The sequence below is a fragment of the Paraburkholderia caffeinitolerans genome (assembly GCF_902859945.1).
Classification (GTDB): Bacteria; Pseudomonadota; Gammaproteobacteria; order Burkholderiales; family Burkholderiaceae; genus Paraburkholderia; species Paraburkholderia caffeinitolerans.
Genome location: NZ_CADIKL010000040.1, coordinates 24,286 through 50,954, shown reverse-complemented (window position 1 = coordinate 50,954; position 26,669 = coordinate 24,286). Strand labels below are relative to the sequence as shown.

Below are 26,669 nucleotides of genomic sequence, written 5' to 3'. Positions count from 1 at the left end.
ATGACGACGACCTGCCAGACGGTATGCAAGGACGAGCGGCGGCGGCGCGACGTGCGCAAGGCGCCCCTGTTCGGGCTCGATTTCGCCGAGCCGAGCGACGACCAGCGCACGCTGGTTGTCTGGTTCCTCGGCCGCGCGCCGCAGCAAATCGAAATGGCCAACCTGACGCTGACCGGCGGCAGGCGCATTCGCGACATCGCCATCGTCGGACTTCAGGTCCATCGCCAGACCGACCTGACTCTGGACGACTTCATGGAAGTGGCGGTCGACAAGCCGGGAGACTTTTCGGTCTATGTGCTGTCGGTGGTCGCCGTAGACGACCACGGCAACCCCACCTCCTCGCCCATGGCGGGGTTCGATCCGCGCTACGCCAGCGTGGACGTGGAATTCAAGGCCGCGTGCCCGACGGGACTGGACTGCAAGGTCCCCCACACCTGCCCGCCGCCCATGCGCGCGCAGCCGGAGATCAACTATCTGGCCAAGGACTACGCCAGCTTCCGCCAGTTGATCCTCGACCGGCTGGCGCTGATCATGCCCCGGTGGCAGGAAACGCACGTCCCCGACCTTGAGATCACCCTGATCGAACTGCTGGCCTACGTCGGCGACTATCTGTCCTACTACCAGGACGCGGTGGCGACCGAGGCCTACCTGGGAACCGCGCGCCAGCGCATTTCAGTACGGCGCCACGTCCGGCTCACCGACTACGCCATGCACGAGGGGTGCAACGCCCGCGCCTGGATTACTGTCACTACCGACACTTTCGAGCCCATTGACGCTGGCGGAATCGAATTCATCACGAGTTTTCCCGGCGTGCCGAACCGGACCCTGCTCACTCACGCTGACCTGGAGCCGGTGCCGCCAGCCGATTACGACGTATTTCTGCCGCTCTTGCCAGGTTCCGGGACGATCGATCTTTTCATCGACCACAGCGAAATCCGCTTCTATGCCTGGGGCGACTGCGAGTGCTGCCTGGCACCGGGGACCACGTCTGCGACGCTGATCGACCGTTGGGTGCCGCCCCCTGCCACAGACGCGGCGGAGGCTGCTACAACGGCTGCCACCACGGTCGCGGGCGATCCGCCGGGGACGATGCGCGTATTGCAGCTCAAACCCGGAGACGTCCTGATCCTGGAGGAAGTCATCGGCCCCAAAACCGGCAACCCGGCGGATGCCGATCCCGCCCACCGGCAGGCGGTGCGGCTGACCAAAGTGACGCCCGCAATCGATCCGCTTTACCACCAGGGCGACTATCCTGGAACGCCGGTAGTCGATATCGAATGGGACCCAGACGACGCCCTCACCTTCCCCTTGTGCATTTCGGTCAAGGCCCCGCCGCCGGACTGTAACTGCCTGGAGAACGTCAGCGTCGCCTACGGCAACGTCGTGCTGGTGGACAACGGCGCCAGTCAGAGCGAAGTGCTGGGAACCGTCGGCACCGCGTCCACCGCGCCCCGCTGCGCAGGCGATTGCGAGCCGGCGGGAATAACCATCGTCGCCGAACCCTTCACTCCGGTACTCTCGAAGAGCCCTCTGAGCTTCGGCGTGCCGCTTCCGGCCTGCGCTTCTGCCACGGCATTGCTTTCCCAGGACCCGACTCAGGCGCTGCCGCTCATTTCGCTCACGGCGATTCCCGCTGCGCCGGTGTGCCCCGAGCTTGCCGATCCCGCACCGCCCTGTTCCATCCCGCCGCTGTTCACTTTCGACGACCTTGCCGACCCCACCGGCCTGGCTTACCGGCTCGTCACCCAGACCGATATCAACACCCGGGAACTCCTGTCGCGCCTGTCCACCGCGACGCGCCAGGCGCTTGCCGGCTACACCGGCGGCAGCCCCCTGCCGCCTGCGCTCAAGGCCGACCTGATCGCCGACTTGAGCGCCCAGCTCGAAACCTGGCAGCCCCGTTACGACCTCCTCGAATCCGGGCCTGACGACAGGGTTTTCGTCGTCGAGATGGACGACGACGGCGACGGACACTTGCGCTTCGGCGACGGCAGGCTCGGACGTCTGCCCGACGCGGGGACGATGTTCCGCGCCGACTACCGCACCGGCAACGGCCCGGCGGGCAATGTCGGAGCAGGAACGATCCGCTACCTGGTGCTGGAAAACGAGACCTTGAGTGGCGTTACCGTCACCGTGGGCAATCCGATGGCCGCCACCGGCGGAACCGCCCCCGAGCCGGTGGCCAACGTCAAGCGCTTCGCCCCCTATGCCTTCCGAGATGTCATCGAGCGGGCGATCATCGCCGACGACTATGCGGCGCTGGCTGCGGACAACGCGAGGCGGCATACCGAGCGTCCCGCCTGCTCCGGTCCATTTCTTCCGCTCCAGGGCGCAAATGCCGTGCTGCGCTGGACCGGAAGCTGGTTGACTGCGCTCACCGCCCTCGACCCCTTGGGCCGGGAAGACGCGCCGCCGTCCCTCATCGAAGAAGTCGCCGCCTACCTCGAACCCTACCGGCGCATCGGCCACGACCTGCTGGTATCCGCCGCCGAGTACATTGCCATCGACCTCGCGCTTACGGTCTGCGTCCTGCCCGGATACCTGCGCGCCCATGTAGAAGTGGCACTGCTGGACGTCTTCAGCAACCGGGTGCTCGCCGACGGCAGCCTGGGCTTTTTCCATCCCGACCGCCTGACCTTCGGCACCGGTCTGATGGTCAGCAGCATCGTCGCCGCTGCGCAGGCTGTTCCCGGTGTGCAGAACGTCAAGGTCTCCCGGCTCGAACGCTGGGAACTGGTGGAGCCGGCTCCGGGCGAGTCGCTCTCCGACGAAGTGCCTCCGGGCAGCGTGCTCACCTTGGGGCCACTAGAAATCGCGCGGCTCGACAACGACCCGAACTTTCCCGAAAACGGCCGACTGACTCTAGTCATGCGGGGTGGAAGATGAAAGCGACCTGCGGGAATTCGCTCTGCGGCTGCTGTGCAGGCACCGAGATCCTCACCCCCTCGATCGAATCGAACCGGCCCGGGCTGCCGGCGATCGCCTACCGGGCAGGCACTTGGGCGACCTTTTATGAAACCATGATCGCCCGGTTGTCCACGCTCACCCTGGACGTCACCGACGACGCCGGCAAGACGACCCGCATCCGGCCACTGTCCCAGCTCAGCACCCGCGCTTCCGACGATCCGGCCATCGCCCTGCTCGACGCCTGGGCGCTCGTCGGCGACGTGCTCACCTTCTACCAGGAGCGGATCGCCAACGAAGGCTACCTGATGACCGCGACGGAGCGACGATCGGTCCTCGAACTGGCGCGGCTCACCGGCTACAAGCTCCGGCCCGGGGTTTCCGCCAGCGTCTACCTGGCCTTCACTGTCACCAGCGGTTTCCAGGGGACGCTGCCCGCCGGCACCCGTGCGCAAAGCCAGCCGGGAACCGGACAGACCGCGCAGTTCTTCGAGACTTCCGCCGACCTTGTCACCCGGGACAGCTGGAACACGCTCCAGCCCCGGCTCGCCCGGCCGCAGGTCATCACCCTGTCGGCCGACCCGGGAACCGACGCAGCGACCCGGGACACCTTATATTTCGCTGGCACATCAACCAACCTCAAGGCCGGCGACGCGCTCCTGATCGTGCTCGGCAACGGCAGGCAGACCGTGGACAGCCACAACGTCCGCCAGCCGGGCCAGCAGGTGTTCCGCTACGTCGATACCGTCGCGCCGCAGGCGGCGCAAAACCGCACTGAGGTCACCCTGCGCCAGGCCTTTTTCGACGGATCGGCCAATAATGCCCAGGAGCTGGTCGCGAGCGCCCTCACCCCCGTCATCGACGAGGCATCGACCATTTTCGCGGGCAGCGACCTGGCCGCCGGCGTCGCTGCCGACCTCGCCAACCTGATCAGTGCCGTCAATACGGCTGCGGACCTGCCGACCGCCGCGTCCTATGTCTCGGCGCTGATTCCCGCAATTCAGGCAGTGCAGGACGTCGCCGCCCGGCGCCAGTTCAGCCGGCTAGAGGCCTGGGTCAGCGATCTGGTGAGCAGGCTGACCGACCTGGTCACATCGGTTCTCGACCTGGACGGCGAAAGCGTTCCCGTGCCCGGGTCTGGGTTCGTCCCCATCCGGACGGGGCTTGCCGCATCGGGTATCGCCAAGCTCGCGTCCATCGTCGATTCTCTGGCGCTTGCGCCCTCACTCCAGCCCGCCAATTCCTTGCGATTGACGCGGACGGTGGCCGCCACGTTCTCGCCCCAGGCGGACACGGCGCCGCGGCTCCTGGCGGCGTTCAAGCCCCGGGCCGCCAGCGCGCTTTACCAGGCCTGGTCGGGAATCGCGGCGCCTGCCAGCCAGGTCCGTGTGTATGCCTTTCGGGTCAAGGCATCGCCGTATGGTGCGAACGCGCCCAGGCGAGCCGCTGCCATCCAGAATTCGACGCCGCAGTATGTCGAATGGCCATTGGCGGACAGCGACAAGAGCAGCACGGTTTCGCTCGATGCCAACTACGACAAGATCGTTCCCGGAAGCTGGGTGGTTCTCGACAGCGAGGACATAGAGTCCGAATCGGCGAACGACAGCGATCCCATCATCGCCCAGGCCACCGGGGTTATGCCGGTATCCCGCTCCGACTACGGAATGGCCGCGCGCGTCACCCAACTCGGCCTCGATACCTTCAACAGGTGGCTGCCGACTTCCGCCACCAAGGTGCCGCCCCTGGTGGCGCCCGCTGCCGGAGCGAGCGTAGTGAACGTCGAGGATGTCGCCACCCTGCGGCGAGTCACGATCTGGGCTCAGCCAGAGGAACTCGAACTCGCCGACGAGCCGCTGGACACAGACGTCGAAGGCGACACCCTGGAGCTCGCCCAACTCTACGACGGCATCGAACCCGGGCGCTGGATCATCGTTTCGGGCGAGCGCACCGACATTGCCAACACGACTGGCGTCACGGCGAGCGAACTTGTCATGGTCGCGGCGGTGAACCAGGGTTCCCGCGCGCCCCTGTGCGCGCTTTTCCCTGCCAACCTTGTTCCCTTCGTGGGCTCGGTCTATACCACCGACGCCAACACGCAGGGCGACCGGCTGGTGGTGGGCGAACTGGCGGGCGACGCCGCCGGGCTGGCGCAGTTGACCGCCCTGCTGCCGCCGGCGAAGTACGCCAACCAGCAGTTCTGCGACCAGGTCCAGTTGGCGCCGGGCCTCTACGTCAATGCCTACGTTCCGACCCAGGACGAACTTGCCGGCAACTTCCCCGACTTCGCCGGCCTGCTGACGGACCCGAACGGCGTCCCTTATGCAGGCGGCACGATCCCTGGCTCAGTGCTGGGAACCGTATTCGCCTGGCGAATCTCGTCGGCGCCGGTGCATACCATCCTGACCCTCGCCAACACGCTCGCCTACAGCTACGACAGCAGTTCGGTAGCGATCTACGGCAACGTCACTGAGGCAACCCACGGCCAGACGGTGGGCGAAGTGCTGGGCGACGGCGACGCCAGCCAGGCCTTCCTCGCTTTCGGCCTGGGGCAGAAGCCGCTGACCTATGTCGCGGCGGCGACGCCTGCGGGCGCAGCCAGCACACTCACGGTGAGTGTGAATGACATCGAATGGAACGAGGCGCCGGACCTGTTCAGCCTTACGCCCACGTCGCGCGGCTTTATCACCGACACCGACGACACCGACCAGACCCAGGTCGTCTTCGGCGACGGCGACCACGGCGCCCGCGTGCCCACCGGTTCGGCTAACGTCAAGGCGACCTACCGCTACGGGATCGGGGCAGCGGGCAACGTCGCGGCCGGCAGCATCAACCAGTTGGCGACCCACCCCCAGGGCGCCCAGGGCGTCATCAACCCGCTTGCTGCATCCGGCGGTGCCGACCGCGACAGCCTGTTGCAAGCGCGGGTGAACGCGCCGCTGGCAGTCATGGCACTCGACCGGCTGGTTTCGATCGTCGACTACGCCGATTTCTCCCGAAGCTTCGCCGGCATCGGCAAGGCATCGTCAGTGCGACTCTCGGACGGCCGCCGCGAGGTGGTGCATGTCTCCATCGCCGGCGCCGGCGACATTCCCATCGACGCGACTTCGGACCTGTATCGCAATCTGTTCGATGCCCTAAACACTTATGGCGACTCCCAGATGCCGGTGCTGCTGGCCCTGCGCCGCCTGAAGCTGCTGGTCATTTCGGCGGGAATCGCGCTCCAGCCCGACTACGAGTGGGAGTCCGTCGTCACGAACCTGACCGCCAGCCTGCTCGCCGCCTATGGCTTCGACGCCCGGGACCTGGGGCAGAGCGCATTCCAGTCGGAGGCCATCGCCATCATGCAGGGGGTGCCCGGGGTGGACTACGTAGACCTGCAGGTATTCGACGGCATCGGCGAAGCGGTCACGGCCGCCCAACTGGCGACCCTGGCGTCCACCCTCAAGTGCAAGGATTACGTCGAAGCTGAACTGGCGCGCCCCAACCCAGCCGCCACCGACGCGACCCAGCGCATCCTGCCCGCTGAACTGGTGATCCTGACCCCGGACATTCCGGGGACCTTGATCCTGACGGAGATCGGATCGTGAGCACCCCAAGCCAGTCCGCAAACCCCGACCGCCTGTATGAACTGCTGCCGGTCATTCACCAACTGCGGGACGCGGAACGTGGCTACCCCCTGCGCGCCCTGCTGCAGGTGATCTCCGAGCAGGTGAACGGCATCGACGCCGACATTGCCCGGCTCTACGACAACTGGTTCATCGAGACCTGCGATGAGTGGGTCGTTCCGTATATCGGCGCGCTGGTCGGCTACGTGCCATTGAACAATCCGAACGACTTGGCGAACCCTGCAACCACGAGGGGACTGGCTGAGGAATCCCTGCTTATCTCGCGACAGGAAGTGGCGAACACCATCCACTACCGGCGCCGCAAGGGCACCCTCTCGCTTCTTGAAGACCTTGCGAATGCCGTCGGCGGCTGGCCGGCGAAAGCGGTCGAGTTCTATCGCCTGCTCTCGGTGACCCAGAACATCAGCTATCTTCAGCTCGACCGTGGCCGGACCGCAAACCTGCGCGATGGCGACGCCTTCGACGACCTGGGCGGGCCTTTCGACGAACTGGCGCACACCGTGGACGTGCGCCGCATTGACTCGCACCGGGGGCGCGGCAGGTTCAACATCCCGGAAGTGGGCGTTTTCGTCTGGCGGATCAAGCCCTACACCGTCACCCGAACGCCCGCCTGCTGCCTGGAAGACGTTGCGCCCAACTGCTTCACGTTCAGCGTCCTGGGCAACGACAGCCCGCTCTACACCCTGCCCCAGCCGGCAGCGCCGGGCGTCTCGCCCACGCCGTTGAACCTGCCTGAGCCGATCACCCGACGCCGGCTCGCCAGGCTTGAAACGGGCGAAGACCCGGAAACGTCCACGTCCGGAATTTCGTTGTACTACGGGCCGGACGGGAGCTTTACGATCTGGGTCGGCACCCCGCCCCAACCGGTGGCGCCGGGACAAATCGTTGCCGCCGACCTATCGGGCTGGAGCTACCGGCCACTACCCAACACCGTCGCGGTCGATCCCGAGCTGGGGCGCATCGCCTTCCCGCCCGGCCAACCGAGGAAGCAGGGAGTCTGGGTGTCGTACGCCTACGGGTTTTCCGCCGACATCGGCGGCGGCGAATACGATCGGCCGATTTCCCAGCCTGCGGCGGCGGTCATCTATCGCGTCGGTGAGAACGAGGAGTACGGCAAGATCGGCGATGCCCTCGCCCGATGGACCCAAGACCAGCCCGCCGATGCGGTCATAGAGATCGCGGACAGTGGCGTCTATGTCGAGCCCATATCCATCACCCTCAAGGCGAAACAGACCCTGCAACTGCGGGCGGCCAACCGCACGCGGCCGGTGATCCGGCTCCTCGACTGGCAGACCTCGGCGCCCGACGACCTGACCGTGAGCGGCGAAGCAGAAAGCTGGTTCGTGCTGGACGGTCTCCTCGTCACAGGTCGCGGCGTCCAGGTGGACGGCGACATCGCCGGAGTCGTCATCCGCCACTCGACCCTGGTTCCCGGCTGGGGCCTCGAATGCGACTGCAAACCACGTCGCCCAACCGATGCCAGCCTCGACCTGATCGACGCTCCGGATTGCCTCACCATCGAGCACAGCATCGTCGGCGCAATCCAGGTGGACCGGAACGAAGCGAAAAAGAATCCGGGAAAAATTCGAATCAGCGACAGCATCGTCGACGCGACGGCCAACGACCAGCCGGCCTTGGGCGCGCCACAGAGCTTGTGCGCGTATGTCACCGTCACCATTGTCCGCAGCACCGTCTTCGGCCAGATCGCGGCGCACGCCATCGAACTCGCCGAGAACGCCATTTTCATGGGATCGGTGCTGGTGTGCAGGCGCCAGCAGGGGTGCGTGCGCTTCTGCTACGTTGCCCCAGGGTCGCGAACGCCGCGCCGCTACGAATGCCAGCCCGACGGCGTGCTGGCTGCCGTCTCCGCGCTGTACGCAAAAGGTGACATCGACGCCGGGGAGCGCGACCGCATGCAGACCGAGGAGCGGCTGCGAGTCGAGCCCGAATTCACCCGCAGCCGCTATGGCACGCCCACCTATTGCCAGTTGGCCGCCGCCTGCGCCTGCGAAATCAAATCCGGCGCCGACGACGAATCCGAAATGGGCGTCTTCCACGACCTGTACCAGCCCCTGCGCGCATCGAACCTCATGATGCGCCTTGCCGAATACTCGCCGGCCGGATGCGATGCCGGCATCCTGTTTGTGAGCTGAACCCCTGAAACTGCCGATCTCCGGAGACTGCCGTGAAAGCCGATCTGACGCGGAACACCTTCGACGCCTTGCGCCACTTCGACCGGGTCCTGATGCAGCAAGGCCGGGTCCAGCTCGACGCCGACTGGAACGAGCAGGGCGAGCTGTTGCTCGCCGCCCTTCGAACCTTGGCCGCCGACATCATCGGTCCCCAGGGCGGACCCACACTCGACTGGGGGTTCGCCCTCACGGCCCTGCCCCAATCCCAGGCCAAAGGCGACTTCTGTATCGGACTCGGCCGCTATTACGTGGACGGAATTCCATGCGACGTCGACGGCCAAGTGGTGAACCTGGCCGCACCCCCCGGCGGCAGCGGCAGCGTCATCGTCGACCAATGGACCGTTGACGGCATACCGTTCGCCAACGGCCAGCTGGTCGAAATCTTCGACGCCGTGCAGATCCCGAACGTGCAACCGGCTTTCCAGCCCACGATCGTCCAGATCACTTCCGCAGATCAGGGAACAATGACGCTGGCGCTCCAGGGCGCGCCATCGATTGCCAACGCAACGGCGCCTTCGCTCCGGCGCGTCGTCACCTACCTCACCCAGCCTGATTTCCCCGGCGCACCGGCTTTGGCTCAGGGCGACTCCCTCATCTACCTGGATGTCTGGGAGCGGCTCATCACCTCCATCGAGGACGACGACATCAGGGAGGTGGCGCTCCTCGGCCCCGATACCGCTGCGCGCTCGAAGATCGTCTGGCAGGTCAAGGCGCTGGCGGGATCGCGTGGCATCCAAAGTGAGAAGTCCAGCGCCTGCGACAACTTCCAGCCCACCGACAGTGGATTCCTCGCCCGGCTGTTCGGCGCCAACCGGGGCCGCCTCAAGGCGAGGGCAAAACAGACCACCGCCTCCGCCGACCCCTGCATCATCTCCCCAAATGCCAGCTACACAGGGCCGGAAAACCAGCTCTACCGGGTCGAAATCCACCGCCCGGGCACGGCTTGGGACGGCAGCACTGCGGGCAAGTCCAGCGCCGCCACGTTCAAATGGTCGAGGGAAAACGGCTCGGTGGCCTTCCCCATCGTCAGCGTCGAAACCGGCAACGGCACGACCACCGCGGTGCTTGCCACCCTGGGCCGGGACGACAGGCTGGGGATCAAGGAAGGCGACTGGGTGGACCTCCAGGACGACGGCAGCGTCCTGACCTACCAGGCGCCGCCGCTGCTTCAGATCCAGGCGATTGACCGCAGCAGCCGAACCGTGACGCTCTCTGGATCGACCTCGATTCAGGGCACCCAGGCGCTCCATCCACTCTTGCGGCGCTGGGACCAGAAGGCGGGCGACCCAGCCGACGGCGGACTGCAACTGGCAAGCGACAACGCGGCGCTCATCCAGGAGGCGAGCGGCGACACCTGGCTCGAACTCGAAGACGGCGTCGAGATCCAGTTCCAGCCGCCTTTCGGCAACCGCCCCCCCAACCAGTACCGCACCGGCGACTACTGGCTGATCCCCGCGCGCACCGCCACCGGCGACGTCGAATGGCCCACCGAAGCCGGTGTGGACAGCCAGGGCAACGCCATCGTCGTCCAGTTGGCGAAGTCCCCCGACGGCATCGCCCATCATTACGCGCCATTGGGAGTCGTCAATATCAACGCCGACGGCAACATCAACCTGTCGGGAGATTGCCGCAAGCGGTTCGGCCCGATCGCTTCGTAGATCGGAGGCGAATCCAGATTCAAGGTCATTCAGGACATGCTGGACGGCCGGATCAGGCTTGGCACCCTGGTGGGAGAGTTTCACTAGCCGACGAGAGACAAACGCTGCGCCATTTCATGACACCTGCGTTGCGCCTCGTTCACGATTTCAGCTTGCTCAACCAGGCATGCCTTGCCGTTTTCATAGATGACGCGCCCGTCGACCATCGTCAGCTTGACGTCACGCTGCTCGCGCCATTCATACGGGAGTTTCAGGCGCGCTATCCCGGCGTGCACGTGGTGCTGCGGGATACGGCGGAAGAGAACATTCGCGAAACGTTGATTGCCGAAGATGCGGATATCGGTGTGGGTACGTTTCGGGAGGCGCAGTCCGAGATCGAGGAAAGCGATCTGTTCAGGGACACGTTTGTTGCGCTCGTGCCCGAGAAGCATGTACTGGCGAAAAAACGCACCGTCGCGTGGTCGGCGCTTGCCGAGTGGCCGTTCATTGCGCTATCGCCTGGCAGTCCGATCCGTCGCGATCTGGATGCCCATATCTCCGCGCAAGGCGTCCAGCTCAACGTGGCCTTTGAGGTTTCGTTTCCGTCGACAGTCTTCGCGCTCGTGTCGAACGGCTTGGGGATTTCACTGCTGCCCGCCAACTCCCGGCATCTGATGAACGTCTCCGGCATCGCGCTCCGGGCGCTTGGGGAGCCGGCCATCATGCGGCGTGTCTGTACCTTCAGGCTCAAGCATCGGTCGCTGTCGCCGGCCGCCGAACTGTTCCAGACCTTGCTGACCGAATATGTGGCCGCCAACCGGCCGCAACTCGCGGTCGCGTCCGCCTGATCGTCGCGGGCGTCAAGGCAGGGGCCGGATGTTCTGGTTCATGCGAAAGAAATTCGCCTGATCATAGCGGGCCTTGACCTGCTGAAGCCTCCGGTAGTTCGGACCGTATGCCGCTGCAACGGAGTCCCCCGCCTCGTCGTCATCGAGGTAGTTGACGTAGCGGCCGGCGGCGAAGAAAGGCCGCATTTTTTCGGAGGTCTCACGCGCCCAGGCGACACATGCCTCGGTGTCGGCAGGCTGCATCCATTGGCTGAGCACAAGGAAGTTGTAGCCTTCGCGCCGATGCGGGAAAGCCGTCTCGCTCACATCGACGCGGGTGAGCGCGCCGTGAAAATGTTCGATCAGCAACTGGCCCTTGGGCGTGGGGCAACGCGCGAAGCAATCGATCATGGTGTCGATCGCGGCATCGCTTAGTTCGCTCAGGAAGTTGGACTTCCAGTAGTTGAGCGCGCCTTTGGGGTAGTTGGCGTCCAGCATGCCATTGAGTTGCGTGTAGGGCATGGGCCCCACGGCATCGAACAGTGGCACGGCGAACTGCTTGAGCGGGCGCATGGCCGCTTCGGCGTCCTCCAGCGGCCCGCAGTGGCAAGTCACCATGGCGGCCACCGGCACGCCTGAGCCGTCCGGCGTATGGGTCAGCGAGGCGAACAGCGTGTGCTCGTCGGGCAGCGCGCGTGTGCGGTCGCGGAAAAATTCCAGCAGATCGCGGGCGCGCTCGATCGGGTGGACGATGGGCCCGCCAGTGACGGTCGGGCCTACCGGGTGCAGTGCATACTCGAAGCCTGTGGCGACTCCAAAGTTCCCGCCGCCGCCGCGCAGCGCCCAGAACAATTCAGGCTCCTGCTCCCTGCTCGCTTGCAGGACCTTGCCGTCGGCCGTGACGAGTTCCACCGCCAGCAGGTTATCGAGCGCCAGGCCGTATTTGCCCATCAGCCAGCCGATTCCGCCGCCGAGCGTCAGCCCTGCAATGCCCGTGCTGGAGACCACGCCTCCGGTGACTGCCAGACCGTGCAACTGCGTCTCGCGGTTGAGCTCGCCCCAAGTGGCGCCGCCTTGCGCCCAGACCGTTCTGCGCAGCGGGTCCACGTGGATGCCCTTCATCAGCGACAGGTCGATGACTACCCCGCCATCGATCGTCGCCCGTCCCGCCACGTTGTGGCCACCGCCTCGTACGGCAACTTCGAGGCCGAGCCTGCGGGTCAAGTCGAGCGCGGCCACCACATCGGCCACGCCGAAGCATTGGGCGATCAGGGCGGGCCGCTTGTCGACCAGACCGTTGTGAACCTTCCTCGCATCCTCATAGCCAGCGTCCGTGGGACACAGGAGCTGCCCGCGGAAGGTGGTGGCAAGCTCGGCCGCAGCTTCGGCCAGGGACCCAATCGGCAGCATGGCGTTTTCTCCTCGAATTCGGTTCGAGTCTCCATCGAAACCCGCCCAGGAGCAAACGCGAAGAATTCAGCTGTAGGTGAAGGGATTTCACCTACACTGCCCCTATGCACAAGCTGCCGCCTCTCGTCGAGCTCCGCACCTTCGAAGCCGCCGCGCGCCATATGAGTTTCAAGAAGGCGGCGCTGGAATTGTGCGTTTCGCCCACCGCGATCAGCCACCAGATCCGCTTGCTCGAGCGCTACTGCGGCTGCGCGCTGTTTCGCCGGAGGCCGCGGCCTCTTGCTCTGACCGATGCCGGCGCGCGGCTGCTCCCGGGCGTCCGTAACGGGCTGGAATCTTTCGCCGTTGCCATCGCTGCTGTGAAACGGGATGGCGACCAGCAGCCCCTTCGTGTAACGGCCACCAACGCCTTCGCCAGCCGCTGGCTGGTGCCCCGTCTGCCGGCATGGCGGAAATCGCATCCGCACGTGCCGCTGGAAGTGATCGGCACCGACGCCGTACTCGATCTACAGGCCGGCGATGGCGACGTCGCCATTCGTTATGCAACCTGCCGGAAAGCGCCCTCGGACGGCATCGTCGATGAACTCGTGAGCGATACCTTTTGGCCCGTCTGCAGTCCGCACCTGCTCGCAGAAGGCGAACTAAAGCGGCCTGCCGATCTCGCCAGGCATGTCCTGGTCCATGCCTGGTGGGGGCCGGCCGACCGTGACCCGCCCACGTGGCAGCGATGGCTGACCGTGGCTGCGCGCCGGTGGCGCGGTGTGCCCGAGTTCAAGGATATGCAGCACCTGAGTTTCCGCGAGGAACTGCATGCGATTGAGGCAGTCATCGCGGGCCAGGGCATCGGGATTTTCAGCGACATGCTCGTGGCGCCAGAACTCGCCGCCGGCACGCTGGTAAAAGCCTTCCAACTGAGCTTGCCTGGCTACGGCTTCTATGTAGTTCGCAGGCCAAACCATCCGCGTGAGCGAACCATCGCAGCGTTTTCGGAATGGCTGTGCTCGGTAGCATAAATGTATTGATGATCGTCAGGCGGTCACCCTAATCCTCCGCCATACCCTTTTCCGCCAGTTCCTTTTTCGCATTTTCGTTCTTGGTCAAATGGGTCAGGCCCATGCCGCGCAGAACGTTCTGTGCTTTGGTGAACTGAATATTTTCGTAGCCCACGATCTCGATCCGATTGCCCCAAGGGTCGAGAAAATCCAGAAACGGACCGCCGAGCAGCTCGACTCCCGCCGCCTTGAGGGCGGCGCGCGCGGCCTCCTTGTCATCGACAACGAGGCCGACATGCCTGCCATCATCCGCGGCCTGCCTGCGTCCCGCCTGCAAGGCGATGAATTGATCGCCAAGATCGATAAAGGCCATCGATTTGTTCTTGCCGCGCAATTGAAAGTCGAAGATGCGACCGTAGAACGCCAGCGCTTCCTCGATATCGCCGACTTCCAGCGCAACGTGATTGAAGCCGATAGCGCGCGGCTTGGTGGTGCCAGTCATTCGAGCCTCCTGAGAACTGCCGGGTCATGCTCTACCGGGCTACTGCTTGATCGCTTCGGCCGAAATAAGCACCCGGGTCTTCATACTGAATCCATACGTCTTGCCGAAGTCCATACCGAAGTCGCTGCGATCGAGTTCGCCTACTGCGTCGACACCGCACACTTCGCGCTTGAGCACCGGATGCGGCATGCACTTGAACGAGTCGATTGTCAGCGTCAGAGGCCGGGTCACGCCATGCATCGTCAAGTTGCCGACTACCGCGCCTGGCGTGTCGCCTTCGAATTGAATCGTGCCCTTGTACGTCGCTTCAGGGAACTTTGCCACGTCGAAGAACTTATCTGATTGCAGCTGCTGATCGAGCTTGGCGTTGCCGGTGTGAACCGAAGCGATCTCGGTAGTCACGTTGACGGTGCCGGTCTTTGCTACCCGATCGAGTGTTACCGTGCCCTGCGACCGGTCGAACTTGCCGCGCCAGACCGACAGGCCACCCATGTGATCGGCCTCGAAGCTCGGGTACGTGTGGTCTGGATCAAACTGGTATGTCGACACTTGCGCGACTGCCGAAAACGACAATGAGGCGGCAAACACGGCAAGAACGGAGCGGGAGAACTGGATTTTCATCTGGTCCTTCATTTGTAAAGGAGGGGCGTGACACCGCTAGTCTGGTGACCAATGGTACTCTTCATTAGTCGGTAAAGCAGGATTAGAAATACGCCATAATCTGTCGCCGGATTAACCAGTCTTGTTTCGCATCATTGGTATTGCCAGCGTTTCCACCATAACGAATCATGGTTTGTCGCAATTCTTGCCGCGACCAAACTGGAGAAGTGAGTAACGGATGTCCAGACCCAATCCCTCGCTGCATCGCAGCCAGAAAGCGCCCATGACCCGGGCGAAGCGGCGCCTTTTGATCATCGGGACAGTCGCTTTGTTAGCGGCGCTTGGCTGGATATTGGCGATCGTGATCGCCCCCGCCTTCCAGCGCACCATCGTCATCACCACCGGTGCGGACAACGGCATCTATCGCGGCTTTGCGGATCGCTATGCGCCTATTCTGAAGCATGCGGGCATCAAACTCGATATCCGCAGTTCTTCCGGCTCGGTGGAAAACTATGAGCGGCTGCGGGACCCGAACAGCGCCTACGAAGTCGGCTTCATCCAGTCGGGCACGACCAGTCCGCAGGAAACCGACGGTCTGCAGACGATTGCTGCGGTGTCGTACGAACCGATCTGGGTGTTCTATCGCGGCAGCACCACGGTCGACCGGCTGACTCAACTGCGCAGCAAGAGAATTTCAATGGGCGTGCCTGGCAGTGGCCTGCTCAACGTTGCAAAGGTATTGCTCGGTTATAGCGGCATCACGAGCGAAAATTCCACACTGCTGCAAATGGATGCGCCCGCAGCTTATCAGGGACTCAAAAGCGGCCAGGTCGACGCGGCGTTCTTCATTGGCAGACCCGACGCCGAAATGCAGAGAGCACTGCTGAATGACAAGCAACTGAAGTTGATGAATTTCGCGCAAGCCGATGCACTGGTTCAGAAATTCCCGTCGCTTTCAAAAATTGTCTTGCCGCGCGCGTCCACCAATGTCGCCGAGGATCTGCCGCGCACCGACGTCACCCTGCTCGCAGCAACGGCACTGCTCGTATCGAAAGACACGATGCATCCGGCGCTCGCCTATCTGCTGCTCGACGCGGCTCACACCATTCACGGCGGCGAAGATTACTTCACGCCAATCGGCACGTTCCCGAACCTGCGCACGGAAGAATTTCCGGTTTCAGATGAAAGCATCCGCTATTTCAAATCCGGCCAGCCGTTCCTGTACCGCTATCTGCCCTTCTGGCTCGCGAGTCTGATTGAACGCCGGCTATTGATTCTCGTGCCGTTCGCGGCCCTCCTGATCGGCCTGTTTCAGGCATTGCCACGCATGATGGAAGCGCGGATGAAAAAGCGGCTCGTGGTCTGGTACCGCGAAATCAAGGCGCTGGAAGACGAAGTGTGGAACAACCGCGAGCCGTCTCGCGCACAGATTTCGCAATGGCGCGACGAGATCGAAAACATCGACGCGAATGCCAGCCGGATACGGATTCCATACCGCTATTTTCAGGACGTTTACGCACTGAAGCAGGCGATCGGTATCGTGCGTGATCGCATTGAGCAGGTCGCCCTGAGAGCAAAGGAATAGGCAATAAGCCCCTGCGCGAAATTCGCGCTCACGGCTTATCGCCCGCTTTGCCCCGCAGCAGTGATTCCGGATGGCGCTGCAGATACTCCGACATGGCGTTGAAATACTGCAAAGTGGGCATCAGGCCTTGCAAGGTCTGATGCACCTCCACCTGGAATGGCGAATCTTGCTGCAAGGAGGCCCCCGCTCCAGCAAGCGATTGTTGGACTGAGTCCAGGTTGTCGCTCAACGGCGGCAAAACCTCATTGCTGAGATGCGTGATCTTCCGGTCCGCGCCTTTCAGTGAGTTGTTCAGGTTCATGCCCATTTCATCGAGCGGCATCTTGTCGAGCTTCGCCGCCAGATCGCCGGCTTCGCTTTGCAGCGCGAGGAGCTTGCCTGGCACGGTCGGCAGTTCGATCGGGTCGTGATCGAGGTTTGCTTTGGCGGGCTTCGCCTCCGGGAAAATACTGAGCGCCACATAGAGCTGCCCCGTTAGCACATTGGCAATGCGCAATTGCCCGCGCAATCCGCGCGCAACCATCGCCTTCATCGTCTCTTTACCTTCTGGCGTGCCCATTTCGGGAAGCCCGTGGCTCGAGAGGCGCCGCAGGCGTTGCGGGTACAGATTCATGGTCACCGGCATGGTGAAAGCACGCGTCCGGCGATCGTAATGGACGCCGATGTTCGTTACCTCACCGACCACGAGTCCCTTAAAGTCCACCGGCGCGCCCACGGCGAGCCCACGAAGCGATTGATCGAAATACATCATCAGACGCAGCGGTAAGCCGTCCGGCTCGCGCGTTGCTTCGGCCTCGTTGGCAGCCAGTGTGAACTCCGTGTTGTCGCGGGCCTGAGGCTGACGTGGACTATCCGGTGGCGCTTCGAAGGCGAGCCCTCCCGAAAGAATGCTTGCGAGCGACTGCATATCGATATTGACGCCGTTCGAGGCGACTTTCACCTTCACGCCGCTATCGCGCCACCATCGCGTGTTCGTCATCACATACTGGTCGAAGGGCGCCTTCACAAACACGTCGATATTGACGCTCGCCCCGTCCTTGGCAATTGAATAGCCGATCACCTGACCCACCCGATCACGCCGGTAGAAAATCGACGTACCTACGTCGAGGGCGCCGAGCGTTTCGGCGTGCAGCCGGTAGCGATGGCCCTTTTCATCGATGGTCACGGCGGGCGGCGCTTCCAGCCCAACGAAATCGCTCGCCAGCGCTTTCGACCGACCGGCGTCGGCTTCAATAAACGGGCCGTTCAGCAGCGCGGAAAGCCCCGACACGCCGCTTGCGCCAACCCTTGGGGCCACCACCCAGAACCGGGTGTCCTTCGCCGCGAATTTTTCCGCGTCCTTAGTGAGCTCAACGGTAACCAGCACATGCGAGAGGTCATGTGACAGCCTGATCCCGCGCACTGTGCCGATGTCGACGGACTTGCTTTTGACGCGGGTCTTGCCGCGCTCGAGGCCTCCGGCGGTGGCAAAGCTGATAGTGACGGTTGGGCCGCGCGAGTGTACCGACCGGGCGATCAGCACGACGCCAAGCAAGGCTGCGATCAGCGGGATGGTCCAGACGAGCGAAGGCAGCCAGCGCGCCCGGGAATGCGACGCCCCCTCCCTCACTGCGCCACCAGCGCGCAATGATAGAGATCGATGAGATTGGCAAACCGCACTGGAACCCGTTCGACACGCATGAAGCCACTCCGCACATTGGACAAACGACGATAGCTCGACATCGAATTGAGCGACTGCAATGTGCGCACTAGCACGAGATTTCGGCTAGTTCGGCCAAGACGATTCAGCCGCACTCGATCTCACGCCCCCTCCGTGAAACCCCTGGGTCGGTCCACAAAGTGGCCTGCGCTATCATGCGCACACATTTTATAGAACGTCGTTCTGTTAGACAGAACGACGAATCCGTGAAGCCTTTACCCCGTACCCAGGAGGCGCCTCCCATGTCCAGCCTGCCGCTCGACGCCGTCCACGAACCGCCCCGCGTCCATGCCCTTGCGGCCAGCGCCGCGCAAATCAACGCGCGCATCGACCGCCTGCCCGCCACGCGCGCAATCTGGGTGCTCGTGTTGATGCTTTCACTAGGCGGTTGGTTCGAGTTCTACGATCTGTTCTTCACCGCCTACGTGGGCCCCGGTCTCGTGAAGAGCGGCCTTTACTCGACCACCACGGCGTCGTTCTTCGGCTTCTCCGGGCTCGGCGCGTTCGTGGCCGCCTCATTCGCGGGCCTGTTCATCGGCACGTTCTGCTTCACCCGGCTCGCCGACCGTTACGGCCGCCGTACGATGTTCACGGCGTCGCTGCTCTGGTACTCGGCGGCGACCTTCATCATGGCGTTGCAGACCTCCGCGCCGGCCATCAACGCATGGCGCCTGATCGCCGGCATCGGCGTGGGTATCGAGCTCGTCACCATCGATACGTACGTGAGCGAGCTCGTGCCGATGCACATGCGCGGCCGCGCGTTCGCCTTCGTTCATTTCGTGCAGTACACGGCGGTGCCGTCGGTGGCGCTGCTCGCGTGGTGGTTCGTGCCGCGCGCGCCGCTCGGCATCGATGGCTGGCGCTGGGTCGTGCTGCTCGGCGCGTGCGGCGCGCTCATCGCCTGGGCAATCCGCCGCCGCGTGCCCGAGAGCGTGCGCTGGCTCGCGCAGCGCGGCCGCACCGAAGAGGCCGCGCGCGTGCTCGCAAAGCTCGAAGCGAAGGTCGAGGCGCAGTACGGCCGTCCGCTGCCCGAGCCCGACTACGCTGGTGCGAGTGCAAGCGCCAGCGCGCCGCAAACCCAGGCGCGCTTCGCCGAGATCTGGCAGCCGCCGTATCGCCGCCGCACGATCACGATGCTCGTCTTCAACCTGTTCCAGGCAATCGGTTTCTATGGCTTCGCCTCGTGGGTGCCGACCCTGCTCGTCTCCAAGGGCATCACGGTCACGCACAGCCTGCTGTACGCATTCGTGATTGCCGCGTCGAATCCGTTCGGCCCGCTCATCGGCATGACCTTTGCCGACCGCATTGAGCGCAAGACGCTCGTCGTGCTCTCGGCACTCGCCATCGCCGTGTGCGGCGCGCTGTTCGCCATGCAGACCGAGCCCGCCATGCTGATGCTGTTCGGCGTACTCATCACGCTCGGCGGCACGCTGCTCTCGGTCGGCTATCACGCTTACCAGGTCGAGCTGTTTCCCACCCGCATGCGGGCGACGGCGGTGGGCTTCGTCTACTCGATGTCGCGGCTTTCGGCGATGTTCTCGGGCTTCATGATCGCGTTCGCGCTGCGCCACTTCGGCGTTCCCGGCGTGTTCGCGCTCATCACGGGCGCGATGGCGGTGGTCATGGCGGCGATCGGTTTCTTCGGCCCGCGCACCAACAATCGTGCGCTCGACGATATTTCCCATTGATCAAGAGGCTGGAATCACTGTGACTATGTTGCCTTTGGCTGGAGTGCGCGTTCTCGATCTGTCCAACGTGCTCGCGGGTCCGTTCTGCGCCTATCAACTTGCGCTGCTGGGCGCCGACGTCACCAAGGTCGAGCATCCCGAAGGCGGCGACCTGGCACGGCGCCTTGGCGCCGACAAGGATGCCGCCGCGCGCAATATGGGCGCCTCGTTCGTGGCGGTGAACGCGGGCAAGCGTTCGATCACGCTGAACCTGAAGGACCCGCGCGGCAAGGAGATCCTGCTCGCACTTGTGAAAGACGCCGACGTGCTGGTCGAGAATTTCCGCCCCGGCGTGATGGATCGCCTGGGACTTGGATACGATCAGTTGTCCGGAGCAAATCCGCGCCTCGTTTATTGCGCGATTTCAGGCTTCGGCGATAGCGGCGAGCTTTCGCCCCGCCCTGCCTACGACCAGATCATCCAGGGCATGGCGGGCGTGATGAGCGTGACGGGCGATTCAACGAGCGCTCCGCTTCGCGTGGGTTATCCGGTTTCGGACACGGTGGGCGGATTGACAGCGGCGTTCGGCATTTGCGCAGCGCTCGTCGATGCGCGCACGAGCGGGCGCGGCCGGCGTCTCGATGTCTCGATGCTCGAAGCCACGCTCGCGACAATGGGCTGGGTCGTGTCGAACTATTTGAACGCGGGCGTCGAGCCCACGCCAATGGGCAACGAGAATTTCACCGCCGCGCCCTCGGGCACGTTCAGGACCGGCGACGGGCTGCTGAACATCGCTGCGAATGAGACGCGCCAGTTCGAGGGCCTGTGCGAGACGATCGGCCGCCCCGACCTGCCGCGCGACGAACGCTTCGCAGCGCGCCATGCACGCAAGCAATACCGCGCCGAACTGAAGGCCGAGATCGAGGCCGCGCTCGCGGGCGACAGCGCCGCGAACTGGGAGACGCGTCTGCTCGCGCGCGGCGTGCCGGTGGGCCGCGTGCTTTCCGTGCCGCAGATACTCGCGCATCCGCACCTGGCCGAGCGGCGCTTCGTGCGCGAATTCGCGCCCGCCCAGGGCGAGGCCGCGCAGCGCGTGACGCGCGCCGGCCTGCGTCTCTCGGACGGCGACGCCGCGCCTACCACACCCGCACCCACGCTTGGCGCACACACGCGCGACACGCTCGCGCAACTCGGCTACGACGCCGCGCACATCGACGCGCTGCATGCGCAAGGAGTCATCTGAACATGTCCACGACGAACGACGCGACGGGCAAGCCCGACACCGCCACGCTGTGCGCCGACTACTGGCGCACCTCGATCATCGACATTCACCCGGGGTCGATTGCCGTGCGCGGCTATCCGATCCAGGAGCTTATCGGCCGCGTGAGCTTCCCCCAGATGATCTGGCTGATGCTGCGCGGCGAGTTGCCGAATGAAGCGCAAGCGTCGCTGCTCGAAGCGGCACTCGTGGCCTCGGTGGATCATGGTCCGCACGCACCGTCGATCGCGATCTCGCGCATGGCGACGAGTTGCGGGCTGCCGTTGAACGGCGCGATGGCCTCGGCACTCAACGCGCTCGACGACGTGCACGGTGGCGCGGGCCAGCAGTCGGTCGAGCTTTACGAGGCAATCGCGACGCGCATCGATGCGGGCAATGGGCTCGATGAAGCGGTAGAAGCGGGCGTGGATGCGTTCATCGCTACGCACGGAAAATATTTGCCGGGCTTCGGGCATCGCTTCCATCCTGTCGATCCGCGCGCGGGGCGGCTGCTCGAACTCGTGGATGCGCGCGTGCAGGCGGGCGACATTGGCGGACGCTACGCGCAAATCGCGCGCGGAATCGAGGCGCTGCTGAAAAAGCGCAAAGACAAGCCGGTGCCGATGAACATCGACGGCGTGACCGCCGTGATCTACGCGGAGCTAAGCTTCGCGCCTGAGCTTGCGCGCGGTGTGTTTTGCCTGTCGCGCGCGGTGGGCATCCTCGCGCATGCGTGGGAGCAGCGCGGACGCGGCGAGCGCAACAAAGGGCCTATGCCGCGGCAAATTCCTTATGCGTATACGGGGCCGAGCGAACGCCACCTCGAAACCGGCGACGCCTGAAAACAGCCGCTAAAACACGCGTCGAGCTCAGGAACCTGCGTTCTCCGCGCGTGCGCGCTGTGCAGCGCGCAGCGCGCGCGAGTCGCCGCCCAGCGCGTCGGTGGCGCGCGCGGCGCAATCGAACAGCGCGTCGAGATGGGCTTCGATAAACGCACGGTCGATGCGCGAGCTCGGCCCCGCTAACGTGAGCACACCGCGCAATGCGCCTTGCACGCCGAACACCGGCATCGACACGCCAGCGGTTTCGCGCTCGCGCTCGCCAATCGACATGCAGTAATAGTCCCGCCGCGTCTGCTCGAAAATCTCGCCTGGCTCACCGCTGAACGCGAGCAATGCACGCCCGCCGGAACCCGTCTCCAGTGGCAGCACATCGCCTTCGCGCACATGATGGCGCACGACGTGTTTTGAATCGACGCGATGCAGGCACACGCGCACCGCGTTCTCACGCACATAGAACGAAACGCTTTCTCCGCTCACGTCCATGAGTTCGCGCATCAGCGGCACGAGGATGTCCCCCAGATTCAGGCTGCGCTGATAAAGCGCGCCAAGTGCGAAGGTGGCAGGCCCGAGTTGATAGCGGCCATCGTCGAGACGCAGCAACAGCCGGTGCTGGATCAGCGCGCCTGCGAGGCGCAGCAGCGTGCTTTTGTAGAGCCCCGTGCGCGCCGCGAGTTCGGCGAGCGTGAGTGCGCCGTCGTCGGGGCGAAACGCGAACAGGATCGCGCACGCGCGGTCGATGACGGCAACGCCTTCTTCCTTCTTGAGCGGCTTTTCCGCGGGCATGAGTGTCGATGCGGGAATGGAGAACGAAGCCGATTTTACGCGATGTCGTGCGTCATTCGAGCCGCGCGGCACAAGCCGTCTCAATGCGCGCCGTAATCGACTCGGGTTGCGCCCACGATGCTGCCATCGGGCGCCTGAACGAGTACCGCCGCCAGATCGCCAGAAGGCACGCGATGACTGATGGTCATCGAAGCGCCGTTCCACTCGCCGATGGGCTCGATGGAGCGAACGATGTTCGACTCCTTGAGCGCGCGGCCCGAGTTCTCGCCGCGTCCAACCGCCGTGACATGCTCGCGATCGTAGCCGACGAGAAGGATCTGGCCGTGACCCAATCCGGCGCCCAAGACAATCGACAGCGTGTTGCCGGTGCGCCTGCCATTGACGGACACGGCACTGGCACGCGCTTGAGCCGCGAGAATCGCCTTCTCTCCAGCGGCGCGGTCCCAGCCGACGAAGCTCTTGCGTCCGTCCACGACCATCTCCGGCGTATAGGAACCGCCGCCGAAATGCGAACTGTAGTCGGCCTGGCGTTGCGTGGCCGCTTCCAGCGAATACGGATCCTTCCAGCCAAGGCCGTCCCAGTACGTTACGTGAAAGGCCAGCGGGAGCACGTCCTGGCGGCTGCTTGAAAGATCAGATAAATAGGCGTCCGCGGGTGGGCAGGACGAACAACCTTCCGAGGTGAACAATTCGACCACGACAGGCCTGGCGGAGGCCGCAACGGGCACGGCGGTCAGCAAGGCAAAAGCGGCGAACAGACGGGCAAGCTGACGGGCAAACAGACGGGCGAACACGATGAGCCTCCAAAGCGTGGGGTACTCGTTTCTAGTTCGTCGTAGCCGCCAAAAAAGTTACACCGTGGCCGATTGGCTCGAGCAATTCTGACCATAGCGAATATTGAGGCCCTTTCGCATTCATCGGTGCTGCTGCAACTAATAAATATGCCGGCGCGGCAGCTCGTGCGAATCGAGCGCCGCGCCGGCAGACTTGCCGCGACTTACATCGAAGAGCCCTGAGCCGAGCCCTTCACGCCAACCGATGCCCCGCCTTGCGCCGCAGCCGCGCCGTCGAGCGTGTCACCGGCCTTCGCCTTCGCGCCGCCCACGGCGTCTTCCGCGCTCGACGTTGCCTCCTTCGCTTGATGCTTCGTCTTTCCTGCAACGTGCTTCGCGTGCTGCTTCGTCGAATGGGTGGCCGACTTTGCGGTCCCCTCAGCCGTATCGGCTGCCGCACCCACGGTGTTCTTCGCGCCATCAGCAAGGCCAGCGCCCTCGGCGTTAGCGCCTGCGCCTGCCTGCGCACCTGCGCCAAGAACCGGCGTCTGGACATTCGCGCCCACACCAGCCGAACCCTGCGCGCCGGCCGGATTGGTTTGCGCAAAAGCAGCCGTGGTAGCGAAAGCGGTGAATGCGGCGCCGAGCAACATCGTGCGAATCGTGTTCATGGTTTTCTCCCTAAGGGCATCGATCAGGCTTTAAAAAACAGGCTTTGATGATCGCGGCCGAATCGTAGTGGCCGCTCCATCTTGCTCGCCGCATCACGCGGCAGGCAGGGCCACTTTAGCGAGCCTTGGGCACGAAGTCGTCGATATTTGAGGACTGTTACTCTGGTTGCAATTGCTGACGATTGGCTGACTTTCTTTAACAGTTACTGCGTTCGAACCTTCTTTCAAGCCGCCGGCGCAACCGAAGCGCCTTCGATGCCATGGCGTACCAGTGCTTCCGCTACGAAGCCCGACGCCTTCATCGTCTCGACGAATTCGCCAAGCAGCGCAGCGGCGCGCGGGCCACGTTGCTTCGCGACGCCCATCGCCTGGCGGATCACCATGAAGCGCTCGTCGAGCAAACGCAGCCCCGGCGTCTTGCGCGCATCCGCTTCGAGTTGCTGCTTCACGCCTGCCGCCACTTCGAGCCGCTGGTCGAGGAACGTCTGCACGACCGTGGGCGACGACGGTGCGCGCACAATTTGCGCTGCCTTCAACTCGCGCGTGAGAAAGAGATCGTATGCACTGCCCTTGCCGACCGCGACGCGGTTATGCGGCTGGTCTACGTCCGCATTGGCGCGCACCGGCGAGTCGTCGCGCACCAGATAGAAGCCTTCGATCAGCACATAAGGCGCAGTAAACGCGATGGTCTCCCCGCGCTGGGGATCGACGGCAAAGAAACCGAAGTCGGCGCGCGCCTCGCTCACCGCTTCCACCGACTGCCCCGCCGTGTCGAACACCACGAGTTCGAGCGGTACGCCGAGATGCTGCGCGAACGCCCGCGCAAGATCGACGGAAACGCCGGATGCCTCGCCCGAAGCCGGGTCGCGCCCCGCGAGAATGGGATTGCCGAGATTGATGGATGCGCGCAGCGTGCCGGTGGGCGCGAACGCGTCGACGATGGCGGAATCGATGTTCATGAGCGTGGCAAGGCGTATTAGCGAAACGTGACCCAGGCAGCGATCTGAACCATGATGTTACGCCTGCATAGAAGAAAGGCCTGTTAGCATTTGATCGTGCTAACAGGCCTTTCTGTTTTATTACGACTGCCTGATTCTAGTTCGGGCTTAGATCAACCACGTTCAGATCGCGCCATCGAACCAAACTTGGCTTCCTGGGGTTCGAGTTTCAACGCGTAGTACAACACGGTGAGCAGTACGAGCCAGGCGGGGCCCACATAGAGCGCAATTCGTGTATCAGGGAAGTACGCCATCAGGCCAACGACGATCACCAGAAATGTGAGCGCTATCCACGAGCCATATGGATAGAAAGGCATGCGGAACTTCAGATTACGCTTCTCGCTTGCGCTGAGTTTGGAGCGGAACTTCATTTGCGTAATGAGAATGATGACCCACGTCCAGATTGCACCGAAGGTGGAAATCGACGTCACCCACACGAATACCTTTTCCGGCACCAGGTAGTTGAGCAACACACCAGCAAGTAACGCAACCATCGAAACGACAATGGCATTGCGCGGAACACCGGATGCTGTGGCGAGACCGAAAGCCTTCGGAGCCTGGCCTTGCAGGGCAAGGTTGTAGAGCATACGACCCGTGCTGAAAATCCCGCCGTTGCACGACGACAGCGCAGCGGTCAATACAACGAAGTTGATGATGCCCGCAGCTGTCTTGATGCCGAGTCGTTCGAAGGTCATCACGAATGGGCTGCCCTGCGTGCCGATCTCATTCCACGGATAGATCGACAGGATAACGAACAGTGCGCCACCGTAGAAAATCAGAATGCGCCAGAACACCGAGTTGATTGCGCCCGGGATCGTCTTTTGCGGATTTTCAGCTTCACCTGCCGTAAGGCCAACCATTTCGACGCCCAGATAGGCAAACATCACCATCTGCATCGACATAAGCACGCCCTGAGCGCCGTTCGGGGCAAAGCCGCCGTGGGCCCACAGGTTGGAGATACCCAACGCGACGCCATGATTGCCCAATCCAAACACAATCATTCCCGCCCCAACAGCGATCATGAGAACGATGGTGACGACCTTGATGAGCGCAAACCAGAACTCGAACTCACCGTAAGCTTTCACGGTCAACAGGTTCACAGAGCCCATGATGGCCAATGCACTGAGTGCCCAGATCCAACGTGGGACATCTGGGAACCACACGTGCATGTAGATGCCGACTGCGGTGATCTCCGCAATGCAGGTGACAACCCACAGGAACCAGTAATTCCAGCCCGTGATATACCCGGCGAGGGGCCCCAGATAGTTGTTTGCGTAGCGGGCGAAAGAACCTGCTACGGGATCGTGCACAGACATTTCACCAAGCGCGCGCATGATGACGAAAATCATTGCCCCGCCGATGAGATACGACAGAAGGATGGCAGGACCCGCCATCTTGATCGCACTGGCCGAGCCCAGGAACAGGCCGACGCCAATAGTTGAACCCAGGGCGATCAAACGCATCTGCCTCTGATTCAGGCCTCGATGTAGTTTCGTTTTATTACTGCTGGCCTGCATTGATATGTCTCCTTACAGCCTGTTTAAGTTTGTGTGTGTATGCACGTGTCCTAGCCTGTCTTGTGGGCAAGCTACGTTCTGTGCTTCACGGGAGATGCCGGACGTGGTTCTTCCTTATTGGATGGTGTCCGGTGATTTGAACTACGAAGGTGAATGAGCCCATGCTTCAGGAAGGCGTCTCCTGCA

20 protein-coding genes are annotated in these 26,669 nt (G+C 63.5%); 10 read left to right on the top strand and 10 right to left on the bottom strand.

Annotated features, from left to right (window positions below):
• Genes HV773_RS28925 through HV773_RS28910 form a run of 4 tightly spaced genes read left to right on the top strand, consistent with a single transcriptional unit; the run spans position 1 to position 10,380 of the window.
• Positions 1–2,886, top strand: coding sequence for a putative baseplate assembly protein (locus HV773_RS28925; RefSeq protein ID WP_175197589.1), 2,886 nt, complete (start codon positions 1–3; stop codon positions 2,884–2,886).
• Complete coding sequence (locus HV773_RS28920; RefSeq protein ID WP_175197588.1) at positions 2,883–6,491, top strand: putative baseplate assembly protein; 3,609 nt, start codon at positions 2,883–2,885, stop codon at positions 6,489–6,491. The genes HV773_RS28925 and HV773_RS28920 overlap by 4 nt, the downstream gene beginning before the upstream one ends.
• On the top strand, positions 6,488–8,683 hold the full coding sequence (locus tag HV773_RS28915) for a hypothetical protein (protein WP_175197587.1): 2,196 nt from the start codon (positions 6,488–6,490) through the stop codon (positions 8,681–8,683). The genes HV773_RS28920 and HV773_RS28915 overlap by 4 nt, the downstream gene beginning before the upstream one ends.
• A 32-nt stretch (positions 8,684–8,715) precedes the next feature.
• Positions 8,716–10,380, top strand: coding sequence for a DUF6519 domain-containing protein (locus HV773_RS28910; protein ID WP_175197586.1), 1,665 nt, complete (start codon positions 8,716–8,718; stop codon positions 10,378–10,380).
• An 83-nt stretch (positions 10,381–10,463) separates the two neighbouring features.
• On the opposite strand, the gene HV773_RS37040 is transcribed toward HV773_RS28910, so the two are convergent.
• Entirely contained in the window at positions 10,464–10,655 is a 192-nt protein-coding gene (locus tag HV773_RS37040; RefSeq protein WP_246282469.1) for a hypothetical protein, read from the bottom strand.
• Here HV773_RS37040 and HV773_RS37035 point away from each other — a divergent pair.
• A complete protein-coding gene (locus HV773_RS37035; RefSeq protein ID WP_246282468.1) occupies positions 10,650–11,207 on the top strand; it encodes a LysR substrate-binding domain-containing protein in 558 nt (185 codons plus the stop codon). The genes HV773_RS37040 and HV773_RS37035 overlap by 6 nt on opposite strands.
• A gap of 12 nt (positions 11,208–11,219) precedes the next feature.
• On the opposite strand, the gene HV773_RS28900 is transcribed toward HV773_RS37035, so the two are convergent.
• A complete protein-coding gene (locus HV773_RS28900; RefSeq protein ID WP_175197584.1) occupies positions 11,220–12,596 on the bottom strand; it encodes an FAD-binding oxidoreductase in 1,377 nt (458 codons plus the stop codon).
• A gap of 104 nt (positions 12,597–12,700) precedes the next feature.
• Between HV773_RS28900 and HV773_RS28895 the strand changes: the two genes are divergently transcribed.
• Positions 12,701–13,609 carry a LysR substrate-binding domain-containing protein gene (locus tag HV773_RS28895; RefSeq protein WP_175197583.1) on the top strand — a complete coding sequence of 303 codons (909 nt, stop codon included), beginning with the start codon at positions 12,701–12,703 and terminating at the stop codon, positions 13,607–13,609.
• 28 nt (positions 13,610–13,637) lie between these two features.
• Here the strand turns inward: HV773_RS28895 and HV773_RS28890 are convergent, their stop codons facing one another.
• Both HV773_RS28890 and HV773_RS28885 read right to left on the bottom strand, forming a co-directional pair.
• Positions 13,638–14,090, bottom strand: coding sequence for a VOC family protein (locus HV773_RS28890; RefSeq protein WP_175197582.1), 453 nt, complete (start codon positions 14,088–14,090; stop codon positions 13,638–13,640).
• Between the two features lie 39 nt (positions 14,091–14,129).
• Positions 14,130–14,711 (bottom strand): YceI family protein, encoded by a 582-nt coding sequence (locus tag HV773_RS28885; protein ID WP_175197581.1) that lies wholly within the window; start codon positions 14,709–14,711, stop codon positions 14,130–14,132.
• A gap of 262 nt (positions 14,712–14,973) precedes the next feature.
• On the opposite strand from HV773_RS28885, the gene HV773_RS28880 reads away from it, so the two are divergent.
• Positions 14,974–16,275, top strand: coding sequence for a TAXI family TRAP transporter solute-binding subunit (locus HV773_RS28880; protein WP_175197622.1), 1,302 nt, complete (start codon positions 14,974–14,976; stop codon positions 16,273–16,275).
• A gap of 28 nt (positions 16,276–16,303) precedes the next feature.
• Here the strand turns inward: HV773_RS28880 and HV773_RS28875 are convergent, their stop codons facing one another.
• Complete coding sequence (locus HV773_RS28875) at positions 16,304–17,902, bottom strand: PqiB family protein (protein WP_175197580.1); 1,599 nt, start codon at positions 17,900–17,902, stop codon at positions 16,304–16,306.
• A 314-nt stretch (positions 17,903–18,216) separates the two neighbouring features.
• Here HV773_RS28875 and HV773_RS28870 point away from each other — a divergent pair, with 314 nt between their 5' ends.
• Genes HV773_RS28870 through HV773_RS28860 form a run of 3 tightly spaced genes read left to right on the top strand, consistent with a single transcriptional unit; the run spans position 18,217 to position 21,741 of the window.
• Positions 18,217–19,662: an MFS transporter gene (locus tag HV773_RS28870; protein ID WP_175197579.1), complete on the top strand. Its 1,446-nt coding sequence runs from the start codon at positions 18,217–18,219 to the stop codon at positions 19,660–19,662.
• A gap of 25 nt (positions 19,663–19,687) precedes the next feature.
• The gene (locus tag HV773_RS28865; protein WP_175197621.1) at positions 19,688–20,884 is read left to right on the top strand and encodes a CaiB/BaiF CoA transferase family protein; all 1,197 of its coding nucleotides are present in this window, start codon (positions 19,688–19,690) and stop codon (positions 20,882–20,884) included.
• Between the two features lie 2 nt (positions 20,885–20,886).
• Positions 20,887–21,741 (top strand): citryl-CoA lyase, encoded by an 855-nt coding sequence (locus HV773_RS28860; protein WP_175197578.1) that lies wholly within the window; start codon positions 20,887–20,889, stop codon positions 21,739–21,741.
• 27 nt (positions 21,742–21,768) lie between these two features.
• Here HV773_RS28860 and HV773_RS28855 read toward each other — a convergent pair whose 3' ends face one another.
• The 5 genes from HV773_RS28855 to HV773_RS28835 all read right to left on the bottom strand — a co-directional run bounded on the left by HV773_RS28855 (position 21,769) and on the right by HV773_RS28835 (position 26,483).
• Positions 21,769–22,524 (bottom strand): IclR family transcriptional regulator, encoded by a 756-nt coding sequence (locus HV773_RS28855; RefSeq protein WP_175197577.1) that lies wholly within the window; start codon positions 22,522–22,524, stop codon positions 21,769–21,771.
• 80 nt (positions 22,525–22,604) lie between these two features.
• A complete protein-coding gene (locus tag HV773_RS28850; protein WP_343052399.1) occupies positions 22,605–23,318 on the bottom strand; it encodes a DUF1223 domain-containing protein in 714 nt (237 codons plus the stop codon).
• A gap of 203 nt (positions 23,319–23,521) precedes the next feature.
• Positions 23,522–23,968 (bottom strand): hypothetical protein, encoded by a 447-nt coding sequence (locus HV773_RS28845; protein WP_175197576.1) that lies wholly within the window; start codon positions 23,966–23,968, stop codon positions 23,522–23,524.
• A 224-nt stretch (positions 23,969–24,192) separates the two neighbouring features.
• On the bottom strand, positions 24,193–24,927 hold the full coding sequence (locus HV773_RS28840) for an ABC transporter substrate-binding protein (RefSeq protein ID WP_175197575.1): 735 nt from the start codon (positions 24,925–24,927) through the stop codon (positions 24,193–24,195).
• A gap of 152 nt (positions 24,928–25,079) precedes the next feature.
• Positions 25,080–26,483 (bottom strand): amino acid permease, encoded by a 1,404-nt coding sequence (locus tag HV773_RS28835; protein WP_175197574.1) that lies wholly within the window; start codon positions 26,481–26,483, stop codon positions 25,080–25,082.
• Positions 26,484–26,669: the final 186 nt, after the last annotated feature.